Raw genomic sequence first — 17,397 nt, 5'->3', positions numbered from 1 at the left:
TGCCGTGCGCTTCGGCCGCCACGGCCAGTTCGACGAGCTCGCGTGGGGCGAACTGCTCCGCCGACGCCTTGTATCCGAGTTTCAGTTCAGCCACGGTTCCTCTTTCTGCTCCCTTGCTTGAAGTCAGACGACACGACGCAGTACCACGACCGGGATTTGTCGCGTCGTCTTCTCCTGGTACTCGGCGTACCGGGGGAAGGTCGCCACCATCAGCTTCCACAGCCGAGGTCGCTCCGCGCCCTCGACCGTGCGGGCCCGAGCGGTGAAGACGTCACCGTCGACCTGCACCTCGACTTCGGGGTTCGCATCGAGGTTGAGGTACCAGGCCGGATGGTTCGGGTCGCCGCCCCGCGAAGCGACCACGAGGTGGTCGTCGCCGTCTTGGCCGTAGTAGAGGGCGGTGCGCCGCCGCACGCCGGATCGCCGCCCGACAGTGGTCAGCAGAAGCGCCCGGTAGCCGAGGTAATCCGCCCCCTCGGCTCCGCCGGTCTCCACGTACTGCTGGATGTGATCGTTGATCCACTCCACCGGGCTGTCGGCAACCTCCGTTGGGTCGTCGCCTTGGGTGCCCGTGGGTGGCTCCTGCGGTTCGTCGATCAACGTTCTCCCCTTTCATTCGGCGTGACGGAAGCGGGTCTCTTGGCGAGGAAGGCTGCTGCGGCTTCCCGCGCATCAGGAGACGCGCGGACCGCTACGTGGCGCTCTGTCTCCTCGTCCAGATACTTCTCCAACGTAAGCCGGTCCTGATCAAGGAGATTCGCCTTGACCGCGCGCAACGCCGATGGAGCCAGAGAGACGAGGTCCGCACACCACTCGGCCACACCGTCGGCAAAGGTGTCGTCGTCGAAGACCACATTGGCAAAGCCCGTCCTGAACGCTTCGTCGGGGTCGATCTTTCGCGGGCGGACATACCACTCGAGCGCCCGCGACCGGCCGATGATCCGGCTGAGGTGATAGAGCCCTCCGAAATCACCGGGGACGCCGATCCGCAAGTAGGCGGTCGCGACCCGAGACCGCCTTGCCAACAATCGCAAATCACAGGCGGCCGCGAGGGCGGTTCCCATCCCCGCGCACGCCCCGTTCACTGCCGCCACAGTGATTTGCGGCAGGCCTGCAAGGATCCGGACGGCGTCAGCTCGTGTTCGCAGCTCCGCGACCCCGGCTGGTCCGCTCAGCGTCGATCGGCTCCCGATGTCTGCGCCAGCGCAAAAGGCATCTCCGGCGCCTGTGAGCACCAGGACACGGATGTCGCGCCGTTTAGCGAGCTGGCCCAGAACACTCGGAAGTTGATCGAGCATGGACGAAGTCGCGGCGTTCAGCTTCTCCGGCCGATTCAACGTGACGGTAGCCACCGCACCGGCGACCACCATGTCGATCTCGTTAGCTGCGGGACTTTCAGTCGTGTTCACGTTAGCCACATGCCCTCCTACCTACCGATGAACTCCGGCTGGCGACGCTCACGAGCCGCGCAGACACCTTCGCCGAAGTCCGCTGTGGCGAACAACAAACGCTGCTCGTGAACCTCACGCGAAATCGCCGCACGCACCTCCTCCAGCAGGGCGTCGCGCATGGTGTGACGGATCGAGCGAACCGCCAGCGGCGCCGAACTTGCGATGTCGGCGGCCAGCGCTAACGAGGAACTCACCACGCTGTCCGCAGTGGTCGTCAGGTCGACCAACCCCATCGCAGCCGCCTCCGCGCCGTTGAGCGACCGCCCGGTGTACAGCAGCTTTGTCGCAGCTGCCCAGCCGACAGTCCTCGGCAGGGTGACGCTGAGGCCGAAGCCCTGGTGGATCCCGAGCCGGGCAAAGTTAGCGCTTATCCGCGAGTCACTGGCTGCCACCCTGAAGTCAGCAGCCAACGCAAGCCCCAGGCCGCCGCCGATGACAGCTCCATGCAAACAAGCAACCAGCGGAACAGGCTGCGCAAAGATACGCAGAGCGTGTCGGTACAGCTCTTCGACATCGATCAGCTGCCGCTCGCCATCCGCATCCAGCACAGTGAAGTCCGCGCCCGCGCAGAAGTGCTTCCCGGCGGCCCGGATGACCACGGCACGTGTTGTCCCATCAGCGCCGATGGCCTCCAGGGTGTCGGCGAGTTCCTCAATCATCTCCAGCGAGAAGAAGTTGGCGGGCGGCCGCTCGAGGGTGACGACAGTGACATGCCCTGCAGCACGGTCGACGTCGATGCTGTGGTCGCTCACGCCATCACCACAACGGGCTTCACGAGCTCGCCTGACTCAGCTCGACGAACAGCCTCATTGATCTCTTCGAATGGGTGGAGTGTCACGATCTTCTCGAGCGGCAGGTGACCCTGCGCGTGCAAGTCCAGCAGACGCGGGATGAACACCGACGGCACGCTGTCACCCTCGACGATGCCGACGAGTTTGCGGCCGAACAGAAGCGTTGACATATCCAGCGTGCTCGTGGCACGCGACGGCGCGGCACCGACGAGGCCACAAGTGCCCCGTTGCGCCAGAGAATCCATCGCCACGCGAAGCACTTCCGGCACGCCAGTCGCCTCGACAGCGAACTCAACGCCTCCCTTCGTGAGCTTGCGGACCGTCCGTGCGGCATCCACGTCCGCACCCAGGATCAGGTCAGTCGCGCCCAGCTCGGCTGCAAGTTCGAGACGCTTCTGAACTCGGTCCACCGCAATGATCTTCGTGCATCCCGAGAGTTTGGCCGCGGCGATCGCGCTCAAGCCGACAGCACCCGCACCGAACACGGCGATCGACGTACCCGCCTGGGGCCGCAGGGAATTCAGCACGGCTCCTGCGCCAGTTTGGATGCCGCATCCGAGTGGGCCAACAAGTCGCAGGTCCACCTCGGCGTCGACGCGAATAACGCCCCGGTGATCAACCACCGCGTACTGAGCGAACGAGGACTGCCCGAAGAAGCTGGAGCCGATCTCAACATCGTGCTCCCTGATGGAGTGACTCCCGTCCGGTCGCGCTGCTGCGAAGTTATGTGCCCAGAAGTCCGCGCAGTAGGCAGGTGCGCCGCCGAGGCAGTTGGAGCACTGATGACACGAGGAGTAGGTCAGCACGACGCGATCACCCACGCTGACATCGGTGACGTCCCCCCCGACCCGCTCGACGACACCCGCGCCTTCGTGGCCCAGAACCGCCGGCATGGGCGTGGGAAACCACCCGTCCCGAATGATCAGGTCGGTGTGGCAGATGCCTGAAGCTGTGAGCTTGACGAGTACTTCGTTGGGCCGTGGCTCGTCGAGTTCGACGTCAACGAGGTCGAACGGAAGCTGCGGACCTCGTGCTACCGCCGCGTGCACCCTCACCGCTGGATCGCCTTGACTTCCATGAACTCCTCAACACCGACCGGCCCGAGCTCCCGACCCACGCCAGAGCGCTTGTAACCGCCGAACGGCGCACGGGGATTGAAGGCTCCGCCATTCACATCGACCTGCCCCGAACGCAGACGGCGGGCGACACGGAGCGCGCGCTCGTCGTCCGCCGACCAAACTCCGGCCGTCAACCCGTACTGCGTGCCGTTGGCGATCTCGATCGCGTGTTCCTCGTCGTCGTAGGACATGATGCAGAGCACCGGGCCGAAGATCTCCTCCTGGGCGATCCGCATCGCGGGATCGACATCGGCGAAAACCGTTGGACGCACGAAGAATCCGCGATCGAGGCCTGCTGGCGCGTCCACCCCGCCCGCGGCCAACCGCGCGCCTTCCGCGATACCGACTTCGATGTAGTTCCGAACCCGGTCACGGTGCGCTGCAGACGTCATCGGCCCGAGCTTGGTTCCTGGATCGAAGGGGTCTCCGAGTGTGAAACCGTTCGCCGTTTGCGTGGCGATTTCGACTGCGTCGGAGTACTGGCTCTTGTGGACGAGCATCCGGGTGAGGGCGAGGCATGTCTGGCCCGAGTTCAGATAACAGTTGCCCGCTCCCGACTTCACGACCCGCTCGAGGTCGGTCACGTCGGGCAATATGACGTTGGGCGACTTGCCGCCGAGTTCCAGTGCGACCCGCTTGATTCCCCCGCCGGCCAACTGCGCGACCAGGCTGCCCGCGCGGGTCGACCCAGTAAACGAGATCATGTCGACATCGGGGTGACCGGCAAGGGCTGCACCCACCTCTTCGCCAGTCCCGCTGATGAGGTTGACAACGCCGGGTGGTAGCTCGATGTCCTCAATGGCTTCGGCGAGCAAGTGGATGGTCAGCGGAGTTATCTCGCTCGGCTTCAGCACGATCGTGCACCCAGCAGCGAGTGCGGGCGCTAGCTTGGCGATCGTCTGGTGCAGTGGGTAGTTCCACGGCGTAATCGCGCCCACGACGCCAATCGGCTCATGGGTGATGAGCGAGTTGGCGATTTCATAATCCGCGGGTAGGGCCGACGTATCGGTGAATCCCTCCAGGATCGACATCGGCAGACCGAACTGCAGGCGCCGAGCCATCTTGAGCGGGACTCCGATGTCGGTTGCGATGGTGGTGACGAAATCGTCCTCACGCTCGCCGAGGCGGTGGAACAGGGCACGCAAGTACCCCACACGTTCCTCGCCGGAGAGTGCAGACCAAGGTCCCCATGCCCGGCGTGCCGCCTCCACAGCGAGATCCACGTCTGCCGCTGTGCCATCGGCCACTCTTGCGATCAGCTCTTCGGTCGAGGGATTGAACACCTCGATCGTGCGGTCCGATTTCGATGCGATCCACGAGCCATCGATGAATATCCGTTGATACTCCCGCATTTACCGCTCTCCTTTCGTTCTGGTCGTTTTGGCGGTCCGCCGCGTGCGCTTCTACGGCTCAAAGATCGTGCCCCGTCCCGCGGGACAGGGCAATTCAGCTACCGGTATTGCTCAACCATCGGTACGAGGGAGTCGAGCAAGCGGAGCATGTCGCTTTCCTCGTGCCAGGGGACGAAGAGCAGGGCGCGTTCTGCACCACCCTCGGCGTATCCGTCGAGGATCTCTGGGTTGGTCCACTCGAGGAGGTTGATCGTGAGGGCGCGGTCTGGCGCGAGCTCCCGGAACCGGTCAAGCTGCGGGCCGATCTCCTTGGGGTCCGGCCCCGCGATCGGCATCCAGCCGTCACCGAGCTTCGCTACCCGCCGCAAGGTCGCCGAATTGGCAGCACCGCCAATGTAAATCGGCGTGTGCGGGTCACTGACGGGCTTAGGCCAGGAGTAGATGGGGTCGAAGTCCACGAACTGTCCGTGGTATTCCGCTTTTTCCTGGGTCCAAATCAGCTTCATCGCCTCGAGCTGTTCGTCGAGCCGCTTGCCCCGGGTCTTCGGGTCCGTCCCGTGGTTGCGCATCTCCTCGATGTTCCAGCCCACCCCGACTCCAAAGATCAGCCGGCCGCCGCAGAGAGCATCGAGGCTGGCGACCTCCTTGGCCGTCTGGATCGTGTCCCGCTGCACCATCAGCGTGACACCCGTTCCGAGTACCAGATCGGTGGTGGTCACCGCCGCCGCCGCGAGGGTGACGAACTGGTCGACGGTCCGGTAGTAGCTGTCTGGGAGTTCCCCGCCCAACAGGTAAGGGGTCTCCCGGCTCGCCGGGATGTGGGAGTGCTCAGGCACGAAGAGCGAGTCGAACCCTCGCTCCTCTAGCGCTGGCCCAAGTACCTGCGGAGCGATTCCGTCCGCGTCCGCGTTCGCGATAATGCCGAACCTCATCGTACGACTCCTTGTTGTTGAAATTAACTTTGTGTCGATTGGGGAAGTGGTCGGGACATCAGTCCACGGGGGCGGGGTTCGTGCCGGTGAGCAGAAGGTGTCCCGCGTCGACGGGCAGGGCAACTCCGGTCACCGCGGAGGCTGCATCGGATGCGAGCCACGCTGCGGCGTCGGCGATTACGTCCGGATGCAGCATCCCGGTGCCCTTGAGCGCGTGGTAGTACTTCCCGCCGGACAGCAGGTCGTCCCGGGTGCCGTTCGAGTGGCCGGCCAACATGTTGTAAACGCCGGCCCAGTTGGTCATGCCGGTGTCCACTGATCCTGGGCAAATGGCGTTGCACCGGATTCCCTTGGGTGCCAACTCCAGCGCGACAGTCCGCATGAGACCGAGCACACCGTGCTTGGCGGATACGTAGTGTGCGTAGTTCGCCCCCGGCTCCAGGCCGGCGACCGACGAGGTCATGATGATCGACCCACTGCCGCGCTCGATCATGTGCGGGGTGACCGCCTTGGCCGAGCGCCACACTCCGGACAGGTTGGTGGCGATCATGTTGTCCCACTCCGCATCCGTGATCTCCCAGAACGGGGTGATGCCATAGATGCCGGCGTTGGCCACCAGGATGTCGATCTGGCCGAACTCCGCGAGGCCATGGCGCACCGTGTCGTCGAGTTGCGTCTGGCTGCGCACGTCTGCCTGGACAGTGAGCACCCGGCGGTCCATCTCCTCGACGGCCTTCGCGGTCTCGGCAAGCTCGTCCTCTGTCCCGAGTGGGTAAGGCACCGTGTCGATCTGCGTCGCAATGTCCACCGCAATCACATCCGCGCCGTGCCGGGCCAATGTGGTGGCGTGGGCTCGGCCCTGCCCGCGTGCGGCGCCGGTCACCATCGCCACCTTGCCCTGCAGGTCGCCCGCCGATTCGGTCATCGTGTCGCTCCTCTTTGTGCGGCTACTTTGTGCGGCGCCTCGTGGCTCTAGCACGCCAGGCCCCGGCCAGGACGATCTGTCGTTCGAACAGTCAGGTCCCGACGTCTGGGAGGTCGAGGTCGTGTCCCATCCGATCGCGCTTGGTGCGCAGGTATCGGACGTTTTCGGGGGTTGGCAGGGCGGGCAACGCGACCCGAGTGACGACCGTGACCCCGAGCCGCGCCAACTCGAGGGGTTTGATCGGGTTGTTCGTGATGAGTCGGGCCCGCATCACACCCAGGTCGGCCAGAACAGCCGCAGCGGCGTCGTAGGAACGGGCGTCGCTCGGCAGCCCTTGCACCAAGTTGGCCTCGACCGTGTCGAGGCCACCCTCCTGGTATGCGTACGCGCGGATCTTGTGCGCCAGGCCCACCCCGCGGCCCTCGTGCCCGCGCAAGTAGACGATCACTCCGGCCCCGGCCACGGCCACGGCGTGCATCGCCTGCTGCAACTGACCGCCGCAATCGCAGCGCAGCGATCCGACGATGTCCCCGGTCAAGCATTCCGAGTGCACGCGTACCAAGGCCCCGGCTTCGGACCGCCCGGCGGCCGCCACGTCTCCCATCACGAGCGCCAGGTGCTCGATGCCGTCGCGACGGCTCCGGTAGACCTGTGCGCGGAAAGTGCCGGCAGTGGTCGGCATCCACGACGACGCGACCAACTCGACACCTTCGTGTTGCCGCGAGCGGTACGCCACCAGGTCGGCGATGTGCAGGATGGGCAGGTCATGCTCGGCCGCGAATTCGGTCAACGAACCCCCGCGCCGCATAGAGCCGTCGTCGTCGACGATCTCGCCGATCACCCCGACGCCGGATAGGCCCGCCATGCGCAGCAGGTCGACGGCGGCCTCCGTGTGGCCGCGCCGTTCGAGGACCCCGCCCGCGCGGGCCCGCAGCGGAAAGATGTGCCCTGGGCGCCGGAGAGCGTCGGGCATGGTGCCCGGGCTCGCCAGCGACCGCACCGTCGTCGCCCGGTCCCGGGCGCTGACGCCGGTACCGACGTCGATGTGGTCGACGCTCACCGTGAACGCGGTGCCGTGCGAGTCGGTGTTGTCCTCGACCATCTGTGGGAGCTTGAGCTCGTCGACGCGCTCGGACGGCATGGGGACACAGATAATCCCGGTCGTGTGGCGCACCAGGAAGGCCATCTGCTCCTCGGTGACGGTCTCGGCCGCCAGCACGAGGTCGCCTTCGTTCTCCCGATCGGCGTCGTCGACAACGACGATCATTCGGCCGGCCAGTAGCGCGGCAACCGCCTCCTCGACCGTCCTCGTCGACGTCCTGGCGTTCATCACGCCACCTCGAGCGATTGCCGCGTGCCAAACGTGCGGCGGTGGTAGATCAACGGATGACCCTCGGCGGTCTCGGCGACACGGACGTGCCCGAGCGCCACGACGTGGTCACCGCCGTCGACAAGCCGGTCGACCATGCAGGCCAGCCAGCCGACCGCGCCGGGCAGCCGTGGCAGTCCCGAGTGCAACTCCCACTCGATCGCCCGGAACTTGCTCGCGCCGCCCTTGCGGGCGAAGGCCAGGGCCAGCTCCGACTGATCGGAGGCCAGCACGTTCAGCCCGAACACGCCGCTCCTGCGCACCTGGTCGAGGAGGTCGGAACCCTGGTCGAGCGCGACGAGGACCATCGGCGGCGTCATCGACAGTGAGGCGAATGCGCTTACCGTCGTACCGAATGGCTGGTCCTCACCACCCATCGTCGTCACAACCGACACCGGCGTGGCGACGCTGGACATCACTTCACGGAACTCGGACGCCAGGTTCGCGTCCGGCTGACCCGTTTGCCATGTCATTTGCGGCTCCTTCGTGTTCGTGCAGTGATTCACATTCGACGTCGATGGACCTCAGGGGATTCGTGCCCCGTTAGTCGGCGAGCACCTCGCGCTGCCGGGCATGTTTCAGAGAGATGGGTTCACTCGCCGCGTCCGGGGAGTCAGCGGGCCTACGGGGCTTGGCCAGTCGCCGCCCGAATGAGCCGAGTGGGCGAAGTACCTTGAGCAGCAACCAGTACAGGGTGACGCCACCGTGGAACTGGGTGACGATCTTTCCGGAAGGACCCTTCATGTAGTTGTTCGCCTTGGCCCATGCCGTGCGCTCAAGCCGCTTCTGCAGCCAGCGGTTGTATAGGTCCGTAACGGACGCGCGGGTCTCGATCGCGGTGTAGCCGTTGCGCTCCATCCGGCGGATGTCGTTGATGATCCACGTCGACTGGTTTTCGGCGAGCGAGTTGACGCTGATCTGCCCCGCGCCGTTGGTCCCGGGACCGAACATGATGTAGAAGTTCGGGAAGCCGGGAACCGTCATGCCGGCCAGAGCGAAGGCCCCGTCGCTCCACACCTTCTGGATGTCCCTGCCGTCGGTACCGAAGACTCCGAGCCGCGAGAGGTACGCCGAGGCTTTGAAGCCGCTGGCGATGACAAGTACGTCCACCGGGTACTCAGTGCCGTCCGCGTCCACCGGCCCTGCTTCGGTGACCCGAGTGACCGCACGCGGAATGAGCTTCACATTGTCTTCGAGCAGCGACTCGTAGTAGTCGTCGGAGAGCACCCGGCGCTTGCCCGAGAACGGGTAGTTCGGGGTGAGCGCCTCGCGCAGGTCTGGGCGGTCCTTGAAGACCGTGTTGATGTAATCCTTAGCGGTCTGCTCGGCCTTGCGGTTGCGTCGGTTGCCGGCGACGTAGACCGGGCCGGTGACGAACTGCCACTCTGCCTCGATCGTCATCTTCCAACGCACGAGCTTGCGCCGCAGCAGGCTTCGGTACTTCTCGAACTCCTCGTCGCTGAAGTCGCGCGCACCCTTGGGCAGCACCCAACCGGGCTCGCGCTGGAACACGAGGATCTGCTCGGCCAAGGGCTGAATGGCTGGGACGATCTGCACCGACGTCGAGCCGACGCCGACCACTGCGACCCTCTTGCCGGTCACGTCCACGGTGTCCGGTCGCCACTCCGACGTGTGGAACTTGACGCCCTTGAAGTCCGAAAGGCCGGGCCAGGTCGGCCAGTTGGGGTTGTTCAGGAACCCGGTGGCGGCGACGACGATCGAGTAGGTGTACTCATCGTCGGCCGTGTAGACGCGCCATTGGTGGTGGGGCTCGTCCCAGTGCACCGACTCGACGTTCGTGTTGAGCCGGATGTGCTTGTCGACCCCGAAGCGCTTCGCGGTGTTCTCCAGGTACTCCAGGAGTTCGTGTTGCACCGCGTGGGTGCGCCGCCAATGGTGATTGGCGAAGGAGAATTGGTAGAGCATCGAGTGGACGTCGACTGCCGCGCCCGGGTACTGGTTCTGCCACCAGGTCCCGCCGAGGCGGCTATCCGCCTCGAAGATGTCGAAGTCCCCAATGCCGGCGCGAAGCAGCTTCACGCCGAGGGCGAGCCCGCTGACGCCCGCCCCGATGATCGCTATCCTCGGGTGCGCGGCCGACGGTCGGTGCGTAGTCTCGTTCATCGCGAAGCTCCGGCTCCTGTCGTGGTCGTGCTCTGCGCGGGCGGGCCCGGCAAGCCTTGTGCTGGATGCCTTTTCACCCCGGTTACGTCGCATTTGAGGCCATCCCACCGGCGGAGACGTTGAGGGCCTCGCCGCTGATGTAGCGCGCCTTCTCGGAGACCAAGAACATGACGGCGTCCGTGATGTCCGACGGCTCGACCCACGGGACCCCCATTGGGTTGGAGGAGCCGAAGCCCGGCTTCGCGTCCTCGACGCTGGGGTCCTCGATGTCGGGAGCAAACAGCCGGTAGGTGGGCTCGTTCTGGATCATCGTCGTATTGACGACCATCGGCAGCACTGCGTTGCAGGTAATGCCCGACGGCGCGACCTCGATGGCCACCGACTTCACCAGGCCGATCACACCCCACTTCGAGGCGACGTAGTGCGCGATGTTGGCGCCGCCTCGCCGGCCCATCCCGGATGCCGTCGCGACGATCCGGCCGCGCGGAGCCGCGGCGAGCGGTTCGAGACTCGGCTGGATTGTGTTGAAGACACCGGTCAGGTTCACATCGATGACCTCGCGCCACTGCTGCTCGGTCAGGTCGTGGACCGTGCCGACGGAGTAGACGCCCGCGTTGGCCAGCACCATGTCGAGGCGACCGAGCTCGGCGACCGTGTCCCGCACCACCTCGCGCATCCGGGAGTGCGACCGGACGTCGGCAGTGAAGGACAAACAGCTTCCTCCTTCGGCCACGATCTCCTTGGCCGTCTGGGCTAGGTCCTCGGCCGTTGATAGCGGATACGGCGTGGTCGCGATCGGCTCGGGAGCGTCGACCAGCACTACGGTCGCTCCGGCGTTGGCCAGAGCGAGGGCATGCGACCGCCCCTGCCCCCGTGCGGCACCGGTGACGAGAGCGACCTCGCCCTCGTGTTCTTGTCCACTCGTCGTCATGATGCTCCCGTTCCTCTTCCGCAAACCTGTGCTCGGCGCTCGTTCAGTGACCCGGCTTGGCCGCGATCGGGCCGAACTCGCGGCTGCCGCCCCGCGCCGACATCAGCGATGCGCCGCCGTCGACCATGACGGCCTGGCCAGTGATCCAATCCGAGCGCAATAAGTTGACGATTCCGTCGGCCACGAGCTCAGGAGAACCCAGCCGGCCCAACGGTGTGTTCTTGCGCACGGCAGCGACGAACTCGTCGGTGAACGCCGGGGACAGCAGCGGGGTGTCAGTCGGCCCCGGCCCGATTGCGTTCACCCGGATGTTGTGCGGACCGAGCTCCACCGCGGCCACCCGTGCCAGGTGGTAGACGGCAGCCTTCGACGCGGAGTAGGTCGCCAGCTGCCGGTCCGAGAGGATGCCGTTGATACTCGACACCGCCACCATCGCGCCGTCGAGCCCGGCGCTGATCATGGCGCGGGCGACTGCCTGAATCGAGAGCAGGATCCCCTTCACGTTGACCTCGAAGACCTTGTCCCAATCGTCGACGGCGATGTCCAGCAGCGGGCTCACGCTGGCAACACCGGCGGACCCGACGAGCAGGCTCGGCGTGCCCCAGCGGGAGATCGTCTCCCGCATCGCCTTGGAGATTGACTCCTCGCTTGTCACGTCGACCTGCACGTCGGCCCCAGACTCGATGTCCCACTTCACCGCCCGGACTCCGTTCTCGGCCAGCAGAGCAGCCGTGGCCGCCCCGATACCCGAGGCGCCACCGGTCACCACTGCAGTACGTCCCTGAAGTTCCATGGTTCCCTTTCCAAAGAAGGTCACTCGTCCGCCACGGATGGTGGCGGCGGCGGCCCGCCCGCAGCGGACCGAGATCGTGGTCGTCGTCCTCGGACGGCGATGGTCGCTACTCGGGCAGGGCCTCGTAGCCAAGCGGATCGGTGACGCGGTTGCGCGTCAGACGACCCCAGCGCATACCCGTGAAATGCGCGGCGGCGAAGGGGATCACCTCGTCGACGATCAATTTCCGGATCTTCTCGATGGACGCTCTGCCGGCGTCGTGGTCGACGTGGTTCACGAAGTCCCAGTTGTCGTCGTACAACTCCGGCTCGGAGTGCACGAGGTCACCCAGGAGCAGCCCCTTCTCTCCCCCCGACTCCAGGAGAAGGACGGTGGAGCCGGGGGTGTGCCCACTCGACTCAAGCGTGCTGATGCCGGGGAAAAGGCCCTGCTCGCCCTCGAAGAACTCCATGCGTGAGGCCACCGGCGCAAGTCGGTTCGCGGCGGAGTCCTCCGCCGGGTTCGACGTGGTCGACTCCCACTCGGGGATGTCGTAGTCGGGCGAGACGAAGAAGTCCCAATCACGTCTGTCGCAGCGGTAAGTCGCGTTCGAGAAGAATGGCTTTCCGTGCTGTGCGGCCCAGCCGATGTGGTCCAGATGGAGATGGGAGAACACCACGTCTGTCACGTCCTCGGGGGTGACCCCCTTGGACAGCAGGGACGAGCGGAAGCCACCGCCGAGCCAGGGGTAGATGGGCTTAGACCCGATCCCGGTGTCCAGGACGATCACTCGGTCACCGCAACGGATCAGGAATCCGCCAAGGGTGTTGACGTAGTTGCCCGTGCACGGGTCGAGGTACTGCTCGTGTTCCTTCCAGTCCTCGCGCTCTTTGTTCGTGTACAGGAACTCACCTGGATACGCTGTCTCGCCGTCGATCAGCGCCTCGATGGTGATGTGGCCGATCTTCATCGATCGGCACTCTCGACGATGTCCCTCACGCGCCGTTCTCGGCCGGCGGCAAGATCGGCGATGGTCTCGCTGATTCCCGTGGCGATCGGGTTGACTCGGTAGTCGGGGTCCGCCTTGCGAGGTGCCTCGGTGCGACGGGCGACCGCCTTTTCGGCCAGCTCGGCCTTCCACTTCTGCCGCGCGGGCTCGGTAGCCTCGTGCCGGCCATGCAGCTCCGGGATCACCTGTGTCCCAATGAGTTCCAGCGATGCCATCGCGTCCTCGTGAGAGATGTTCGACGCCATTTGCGGCATGATCAGTAGTTCGTCCAGGCTCGCATCCTCGTAGATCTCGCATAACGCCATGATGTTGTCGACGGTGCCGATCCCGGCTGGCTCTTTCTCGTTCCACTCGACCTGGACTGGCGCACCGTTCGCTGCCTTTTGCGCCTCGAAGATCTCGGTCGGGCTGGTCACCCCGGGAACGTGCTCGCCATCGCGGTAGTAGTGAACCGTCTGCGAGCCGAACAGGTCGAACGCAGCCTGGTACTGCTCTACCGCCTGCTTGCGCGTAGGCGCTGCGTGCATGCCAATGTTCAACGCGATCGACGGGTTGGCGGCCAAGCCGACGGCGACCGCTTCCCGCTCGAAGACCTCGTAGTAGTGGTGCACCCACTCAACTGCGATCTGCGGGTCCACGAAGTAGAACCCCAGGGCACCCATGCCCTTCCTCGCAGCAGCGACGATCTTTTCCCGACGCGACGTTGCCATCCACAGCGGCGGGTGCGGCTGCTGGTAGGGCTTGGGAACCACGTTGCGGACTGGCGCCGACACGAATTGGCCGGAATAGCCCGCGAACGGACGCTCGGTCATCGCCTTGAGGATGAAGTCCAGCCCTTCAGCCCACATCGCGTTCTTCTCGTCCGGGTCAACGCCGAACCCGCCCATCTCTACTGCTGAGGCGCCTTCGCCCGACCCGAACTCGACGCGTCCCTTCGAGACATGATCGAGGGTCGATATGCGCTCGGCCACCCGGAACGGGTGGTTGATTGCGGGCACCGTGTTAACGATGCCGTGTCCCAGGCGAATCCGAGTCGTGCGCTGGCTCGCGGCCGCGAGCAGGACTTCCGGCGCCGAACTGTGCGCGTACTCCTCCAGGAAATGGTGCTCAACCGCCCACGCGGCCCGAAAGCCCAGCTTGTCCGCCAACTCGATCTGATCGAGGGTCTGCTGGATGATCCGGTACTCCGCGTCCCTATCCATCGGCTGGGGTGTGAAGAGCTCATACATGACGGAGAGCTTCATGCTCAATCTCCCTCGATTGATCGTTATGTGGTCGTCGGCCAACACTGCCCGACACTCTCTGCCGGACCCCGACCGAGCGATCGCTCGGTCGGTGTTGGAAGTATGGCAGAGCTCACATCGGGCTGTCAACGTCCGAATCGGAGAGGAACACGACTGCCGCGGTTCGATCGCCCAAGCGCGCCCTGCGGCAGGGCGCCTGACCTGCCCAAGCGTTGACACACTGCAGAACACATGGAAGCATCGGCAAGCGTAAATGCCGAGCGAGCGATCGCTCGGGATGGGTTCTTTCGCAGCTAATTCGCGCTGTCGGTCAATCAGAGGAGATTGATTGTGCTGGTCTCAACGCGGCGCCTGCCATTGGCCGAGCGGACCGAGGCCCGCTGGACACAGCAGGTCGTCGCATCCGGATGGGGTTCGCGCCAGCTTGCCAGCAGCGATGCTCGCTTCGAGGTGAATGGGCGGTGCACCACACACGGGTCTGATCTGCTGAGCCTGTCCGACTGGCTCCCGCCGACCAGCAGATGCCGGCGAGGAACGCCTCGATGAGGATCGGCGACTTCACGATCTGGCCTCTCGTTGACGGGGAGATCTCCTCCGACCCGTCCTTGCTCTACCGGAACCGGGACGACAGGGCTTGGGCCCCATACGATCACTTCCTCGACCCGTGCACCGGCAACTACCTCAGCACCGTCGGAGGCTTCCTGATCCGCGGCGGCGACCGGACGGTGGTCCTAGACGCCGGAATCGGGTCACATCCGGTCTACCCCTGGCTGGGCGGCGGCTTTCGGTCCGCACTGCTGGCCACCGGCACCCAACCGTCGGATGTCACCGACGTGATCTTCAGCCACCTGCACCTCGACCACATTGGATGGGCGACCCAGCACGGGCGGCCGTTCTTTCCGCGGGCGACCTACCGATGCGATCGGCGCGACTGGGACTATTTCAACTCGCCGGACTACGTCCTACCCCTTTGGGAGTCGTCCCGCTCCAATCCCGCCGAGGACGCCGCGCGTAACCGACTCGGTCCCGCAGTCGACCGATTCGAATTCTTCGAGAGCGACGACGAGGTAGTGCCCGGGATCGTCGCGATAGAGGCCAGTGGGCATACGCCGGGATCGACGGTCGTCATGCTCGATTCCGCTGGAGAGCAGGGAATGCTGCTTGGCGACCTCGTGCACACGGAGGCCGAGTTGTGTGGCGAGAATTGGGATTTCATCCATCACGTGGACCACGACGCCGGAATGGCCGCACTCGACAGAATCCGAAAGATCGTCGCCGACCGGCGCTTACCCTTTGCCGCCGCGCATTTTCCGGGGCTGCGCTGGGGGCGCCTTGAGCGATCTCGGGGATCGTGGAGCTACGAGCGGCTTCCCGCCTGAGACGAGGAACGACATTATGACGACGGCGTCCATGAACGAATTCCGTAGCCTCACTGGGCAGGTCGGGAGTACGGGTCAACGCGCTGTTGCCCGGTTCGTGAACACCCCAATGCTGCGCATCTCCGAAGCGAAGCCGAACTCGCGGTGCGCCCGCTTCATCGACTCGGCCTCCAATCGCCACAGATGGCGGCCTGATCCAGCACTAGTCGACCGACGGTGCACACGACCACGAAGGGTGACCCAAATGAGTTCGCAGACGACCTCGCATCTCGTCGATCCGGCCGGGGCGGTGAGCGAGGCGCTCGGTACCGACCGTCGGCTTTGGGCCGACGCCTTCGACGCCGATCCCCGTTACGCCGAGCAGGTCGCGGCGTTCACCAAGACGGTCATGTCCTGCCGGGCGCTCAGTGACAAGGACCGGGACCTGATCCTCTTCGGCGCGGCCGCGGCCGCGACGGCGGCAGACGGGGCCATGATGCAGGCGCACGCCGCGCGTGCACTGCGCAGCGGCGCAACCATCCGTGAGCTCGATGAGGTCTTGCTGGCCGTCGCGGTGCTCGGCGGACACGCACACAGCATCGCGATGACGGCGCTGATTGAGCTCGAACCCGAGGCGGGGCTCGACGGTGAGCTCACAGCCTCCCAGGTCGCACTCAAGGAGCGGTGGATCGCTGCGTGGGGTTTCTGGAACGACCACTGGGACCGCCTCCTCCGGCTCGACGAGGAGTTCTTCGAGGCCTACCTGATTTTCGCCCGGGGGCCGTGGGACAACGGAATCCTCTCTCACAAGTTCATGGAGCTGCTCTATATGGGCATCGACGCCTCGTGCACCCACATGTACGAACGCGGCCTGCTGATCCACCTCCGGGGAGCCCGCAGCCGCGGTGCGTCTCTGACCGAGATCATGGACGTACTGCGGCTGTTCGGCAGCCAGGGCCTGCGCTCGATGAGCGACGGCTTGGCGATCGCACATGGTGTGGCCCCCAGCGCGTGAGGCGTGAGCGGGCGCGGCATGGATCGGCGCACGTGGCTTTGGCGGATCCGGTGCCTGCCGTTCTTCCAGAGCAGTCAGCGGACCCGTGGTCCTGTCCCTAGCTGTCGAACTTCATCAGGGTGAGTGCGAAGTCCACGTAGTCGGCCGCAATCTCCTCTGGGGTCTGCAGACCATCAGCTTTGTACCACTGGGTAATGGCCGTACACATCGTGGCGATGGCCCGCGCTCCTTCCAGCGGCCGAGGCGTGGCGAACATGCCGAGTCGGCGCGCTTCAAGGGCCTCCTCGTTGAGCATCCGCTGTTGCTCGTTGCGGTAGGCGACGATCCTGGCGTGGTCGGGTTCCTCCAGGCCGCGCATTTCGCTCAACCCCAACGACGCGAGCTGTTGACGGTAGGTGTGGTACAGCACAAGGCATTCGATGAGCAGAGCGAAGCGCTCAGCAGCGACCCGTCCCTCTGCTCGTGCCGAACGACTACGTTGAAGCAGGTCGGTCATGGAGCGGTTGAACAGTTCGGCGAGCATTTGCTGCTTGCTCGGGTAGTAGTGGTAGAGCCCCGGTACCGAGAGCTCGGCGCGACGAGCGATGTCGCGGATCTTGGCGCCGTGGAAGCCGAAATCAACGAAGGTTGACAGAGCTGCGGTGAGTGGCTTGTCGAGCACCAGAGGCTCGTAGTGGCGCCACGAACCGCGGGACTCGGCGACCGGGCGAGGGGCAACGATGAGCTCAGACACGAGTGCACCTACCCGCGCACACGCGGAGGACAGGCCGTGCGATGCCGCTTGACCGGCCCCATCGCTGCCGTGTCCACCGCTCACACGGCGTACTCATGCTGGACATGAGGCGATCCTCCTTTACCTTCGTTCGCTACACCCGTTGCGCTTGAGAGGCTGACTGGAAGCACTTGAGAGCGCTTGAGGCGCTGCTCAGTCTACTCGAGCGAGCGGTCGGTCGCCGTGCTGAGGAGGACCCGCCGTGGGCTTCGGCACGTTCGCCGCGCACCGCAC

18 protein-coding genes are annotated in these 17,397 nt (G+C 65.2%); 2 read left to right on the top strand and 16 right to left on the bottom strand.

Going from position 1 to position 17,397, the window contains the following annotated elements; translation table 11 throughout:
- From HNP02_RS43500 to HNP02_RS40725, 15 genes are all read right to left on the bottom strand, one after another.
- The coding region (locus tag HNP02_RS43500) for a hypothetical protein (RefSeq protein WP_309241880.1) at positions 1 to 94 on the bottom strand (94 nt) is incomplete at its 3' end.
- 29 nt (positions 95 to 123) lie between these two features.
- Positions 124 to 528, bottom strand: coding sequence for a nitroreductase family deazaflavin-dependent oxidoreductase (locus tag HNP02_RS40790; RefSeq protein ID WP_184446505.1), 405 nt, complete (start codon positions 526 to 528; stop codon positions 124 to 126).
- Between the two features lie 68 nt (positions 529 to 596).
- The gene (locus tag HNP02_RS40785) at positions 597 to 1,409 is read right to left on the bottom strand and encodes an enoyl-CoA hydratase/isomerase family protein (protein WP_184446492.1); all 813 of its coding nucleotides are present in this window, start codon (positions 1,407 to 1,409) and stop codon (positions 597 to 599) included.
- A 17-nt stretch (positions 1,410 to 1,426) separates the two neighbouring features.
- Positions 1,427 to 2,203, bottom strand: a complete 777-nt coding sequence (locus tag HNP02_RS40780) for an enoyl-CoA hydratase/isomerase family protein (protein ID WP_184446491.1) — start codon at positions 2,201 to 2,203, stop codon at positions 1,427 to 1,429.
- Entirely contained in the window at positions 2,200 to 3,297 is a 1,098-nt protein-coding gene (locus tag HNP02_RS43945) for an NAD(P)-dependent alcohol dehydrogenase (protein ID WP_184446490.1), read from the bottom strand. The genes HNP02_RS40780 and HNP02_RS43945 overlap by 4 nt, the downstream gene beginning before the upstream one ends.
- Positions 3,294 to 4,712, bottom strand: a complete 1,419-nt coding sequence (locus HNP02_RS40770) for an aldehyde dehydrogenase family protein (protein WP_184446489.1) — start codon at positions 4,710 to 4,712, stop codon at positions 3,294 to 3,296. The genes HNP02_RS43945 and HNP02_RS40770 overlap by 4 nt, the downstream gene beginning before the upstream one ends.
- 98 nt (positions 4,713 to 4,810) lie before the next feature.
- Positions 4,811 to 5,644, bottom strand: a complete 834-nt coding sequence (locus HNP02_RS40765) for an LLM class F420-dependent oxidoreductase (RefSeq protein WP_184446488.1) — start codon at positions 5,642 to 5,644, stop codon at positions 4,811 to 4,813.
- Positions 5,645 to 5,702: 58 nt separating this feature from the next.
- Positions 5,703 to 6,569 carry a mycofactocin-coupled SDR family oxidoreductase gene (locus HNP02_RS40760; RefSeq protein ID WP_184446487.1) on the bottom strand — a complete coding sequence of 289 codons (867 nt, stop codon included), beginning with the start codon at positions 6,567 to 6,569 and terminating at the stop codon, positions 5,703 to 5,705.
- A gap of 91 nt (positions 6,570 to 6,660) precedes the next feature.
- Positions 6,661 to 7,899 (bottom strand): bifunctional 3,4-dihydroxy-2-butanone-4-phosphate synthase/GTP cyclohydrolase II, encoded by a 1,239-nt coding sequence (locus HNP02_RS40755; RefSeq protein ID WP_184446486.1) that lies wholly within the window; start codon positions 7,897 to 7,899, stop codon positions 6,661 to 6,663.
- Positions 7,899 to 8,411, bottom strand: coding sequence for a flavin reductase family protein (locus tag HNP02_RS40750; protein WP_184446485.1), 513 nt, complete (start codon positions 8,409 to 8,411; stop codon positions 7,899 to 7,901). The genes HNP02_RS40755 and HNP02_RS40750 overlap by 1 nt, the downstream gene beginning before the upstream one ends.
- A 70-nt stretch (positions 8,412 to 8,481) precedes the next feature.
- Positions 8,482 to 10,062, bottom strand: a complete 1,581-nt coding sequence (locus tag HNP02_RS40745; RefSeq protein ID WP_184446484.1) for an NAD(P)/FAD-dependent oxidoreductase — start codon at positions 10,060 to 10,062, stop codon at positions 8,482 to 8,484.
- 82 nt (positions 10,063 to 10,144) lie between these two features.
- Complete coding sequence (locus HNP02_RS40740; protein ID WP_184446483.1) at positions 10,145 to 10,993, bottom strand: mycofactocin-coupled SDR family oxidoreductase; 849 nt, start codon at positions 10,991 to 10,993, stop codon at positions 10,145 to 10,147.
- Positions 10,994 to 11,036: 43 nt separating this feature from the next.
- Complete coding sequence (locus HNP02_RS40735; protein WP_184446482.1) at positions 11,037 to 11,810, bottom strand: SDR family NAD(P)-dependent oxidoreductase; 774 nt, start codon at positions 11,808 to 11,810, stop codon at positions 11,037 to 11,039.
- 82 nt (positions 11,811 to 11,892) lie between these two features.
- Positions 11,893 to 12,735 (bottom strand): MBL fold metallo-hydrolase, encoded by an 843-nt coding sequence (locus tag HNP02_RS40730; RefSeq protein WP_184446481.1) that lies wholly within the window; start codon positions 12,733 to 12,735, stop codon positions 11,893 to 11,895.
- A complete protein-coding gene (locus HNP02_RS40725) occupies positions 12,732 to 14,018 on the bottom strand; it encodes an LLM class flavin-dependent oxidoreductase (RefSeq protein WP_184446480.1) in 1,287 nt (428 codons plus the stop codon). Before HNP02_RS40725 ends, HNP02_RS40730 begins: the two co-directional genes overlap by 4 nt.
- Before the next feature lie 542 nt (positions 14,019 to 14,560).
- On the opposite strand from HNP02_RS40725, the gene HNP02_RS40720 reads away from it, so the two are divergent.
- Positions 14,561 to 15,397 carry an MBL fold metallo-hydrolase gene (locus HNP02_RS40720; RefSeq protein WP_184446478.1) on the top strand — a complete coding sequence of 279 codons (837 nt, stop codon included), beginning with the start codon at positions 14,561 to 14,563 and terminating at the stop codon, positions 15,395 to 15,397.
- 244 nt (positions 15,398 to 15,641) lie between these two features.
- Complete coding sequence (locus tag HNP02_RS40715) at positions 15,642 to 16,391, top strand: carboxymuconolactone decarboxylase family protein (protein ID WP_184446476.1); 750 nt, start codon at positions 15,642 to 15,644, stop codon at positions 16,389 to 16,391.
- Between the two features lie 97 nt (positions 16,392 to 16,488).
- Here the strand turns inward: HNP02_RS40715 and HNP02_RS40710 are convergent, their stop codons facing one another.
- Positions 16,489 to 17,124 (bottom strand): TetR/AcrR family transcriptional regulator, encoded by a 636-nt coding sequence (locus tag HNP02_RS40710; RefSeq protein WP_184446474.1) that lies wholly within the window; start codon positions 17,122 to 17,124, stop codon positions 16,489 to 16,491.
- Positions 17,125 to 17,397: the final 273 nt, after the last annotated feature.

The sequence above is a fragment of the Mycobacterium sp. AZCC_0083 genome, assembly GCF_014202335.1.
Lineage (GTDB): Bacteria > Actinomycetota > Actinomycetes > Mycobacteriales > Mycobacteriaceae > Mycobacterium.
The sequence above is the reverse complement of the archived record's forward strand: the minus strand, read 5'-3'. Positions and strand labels throughout refer to the sequence as shown.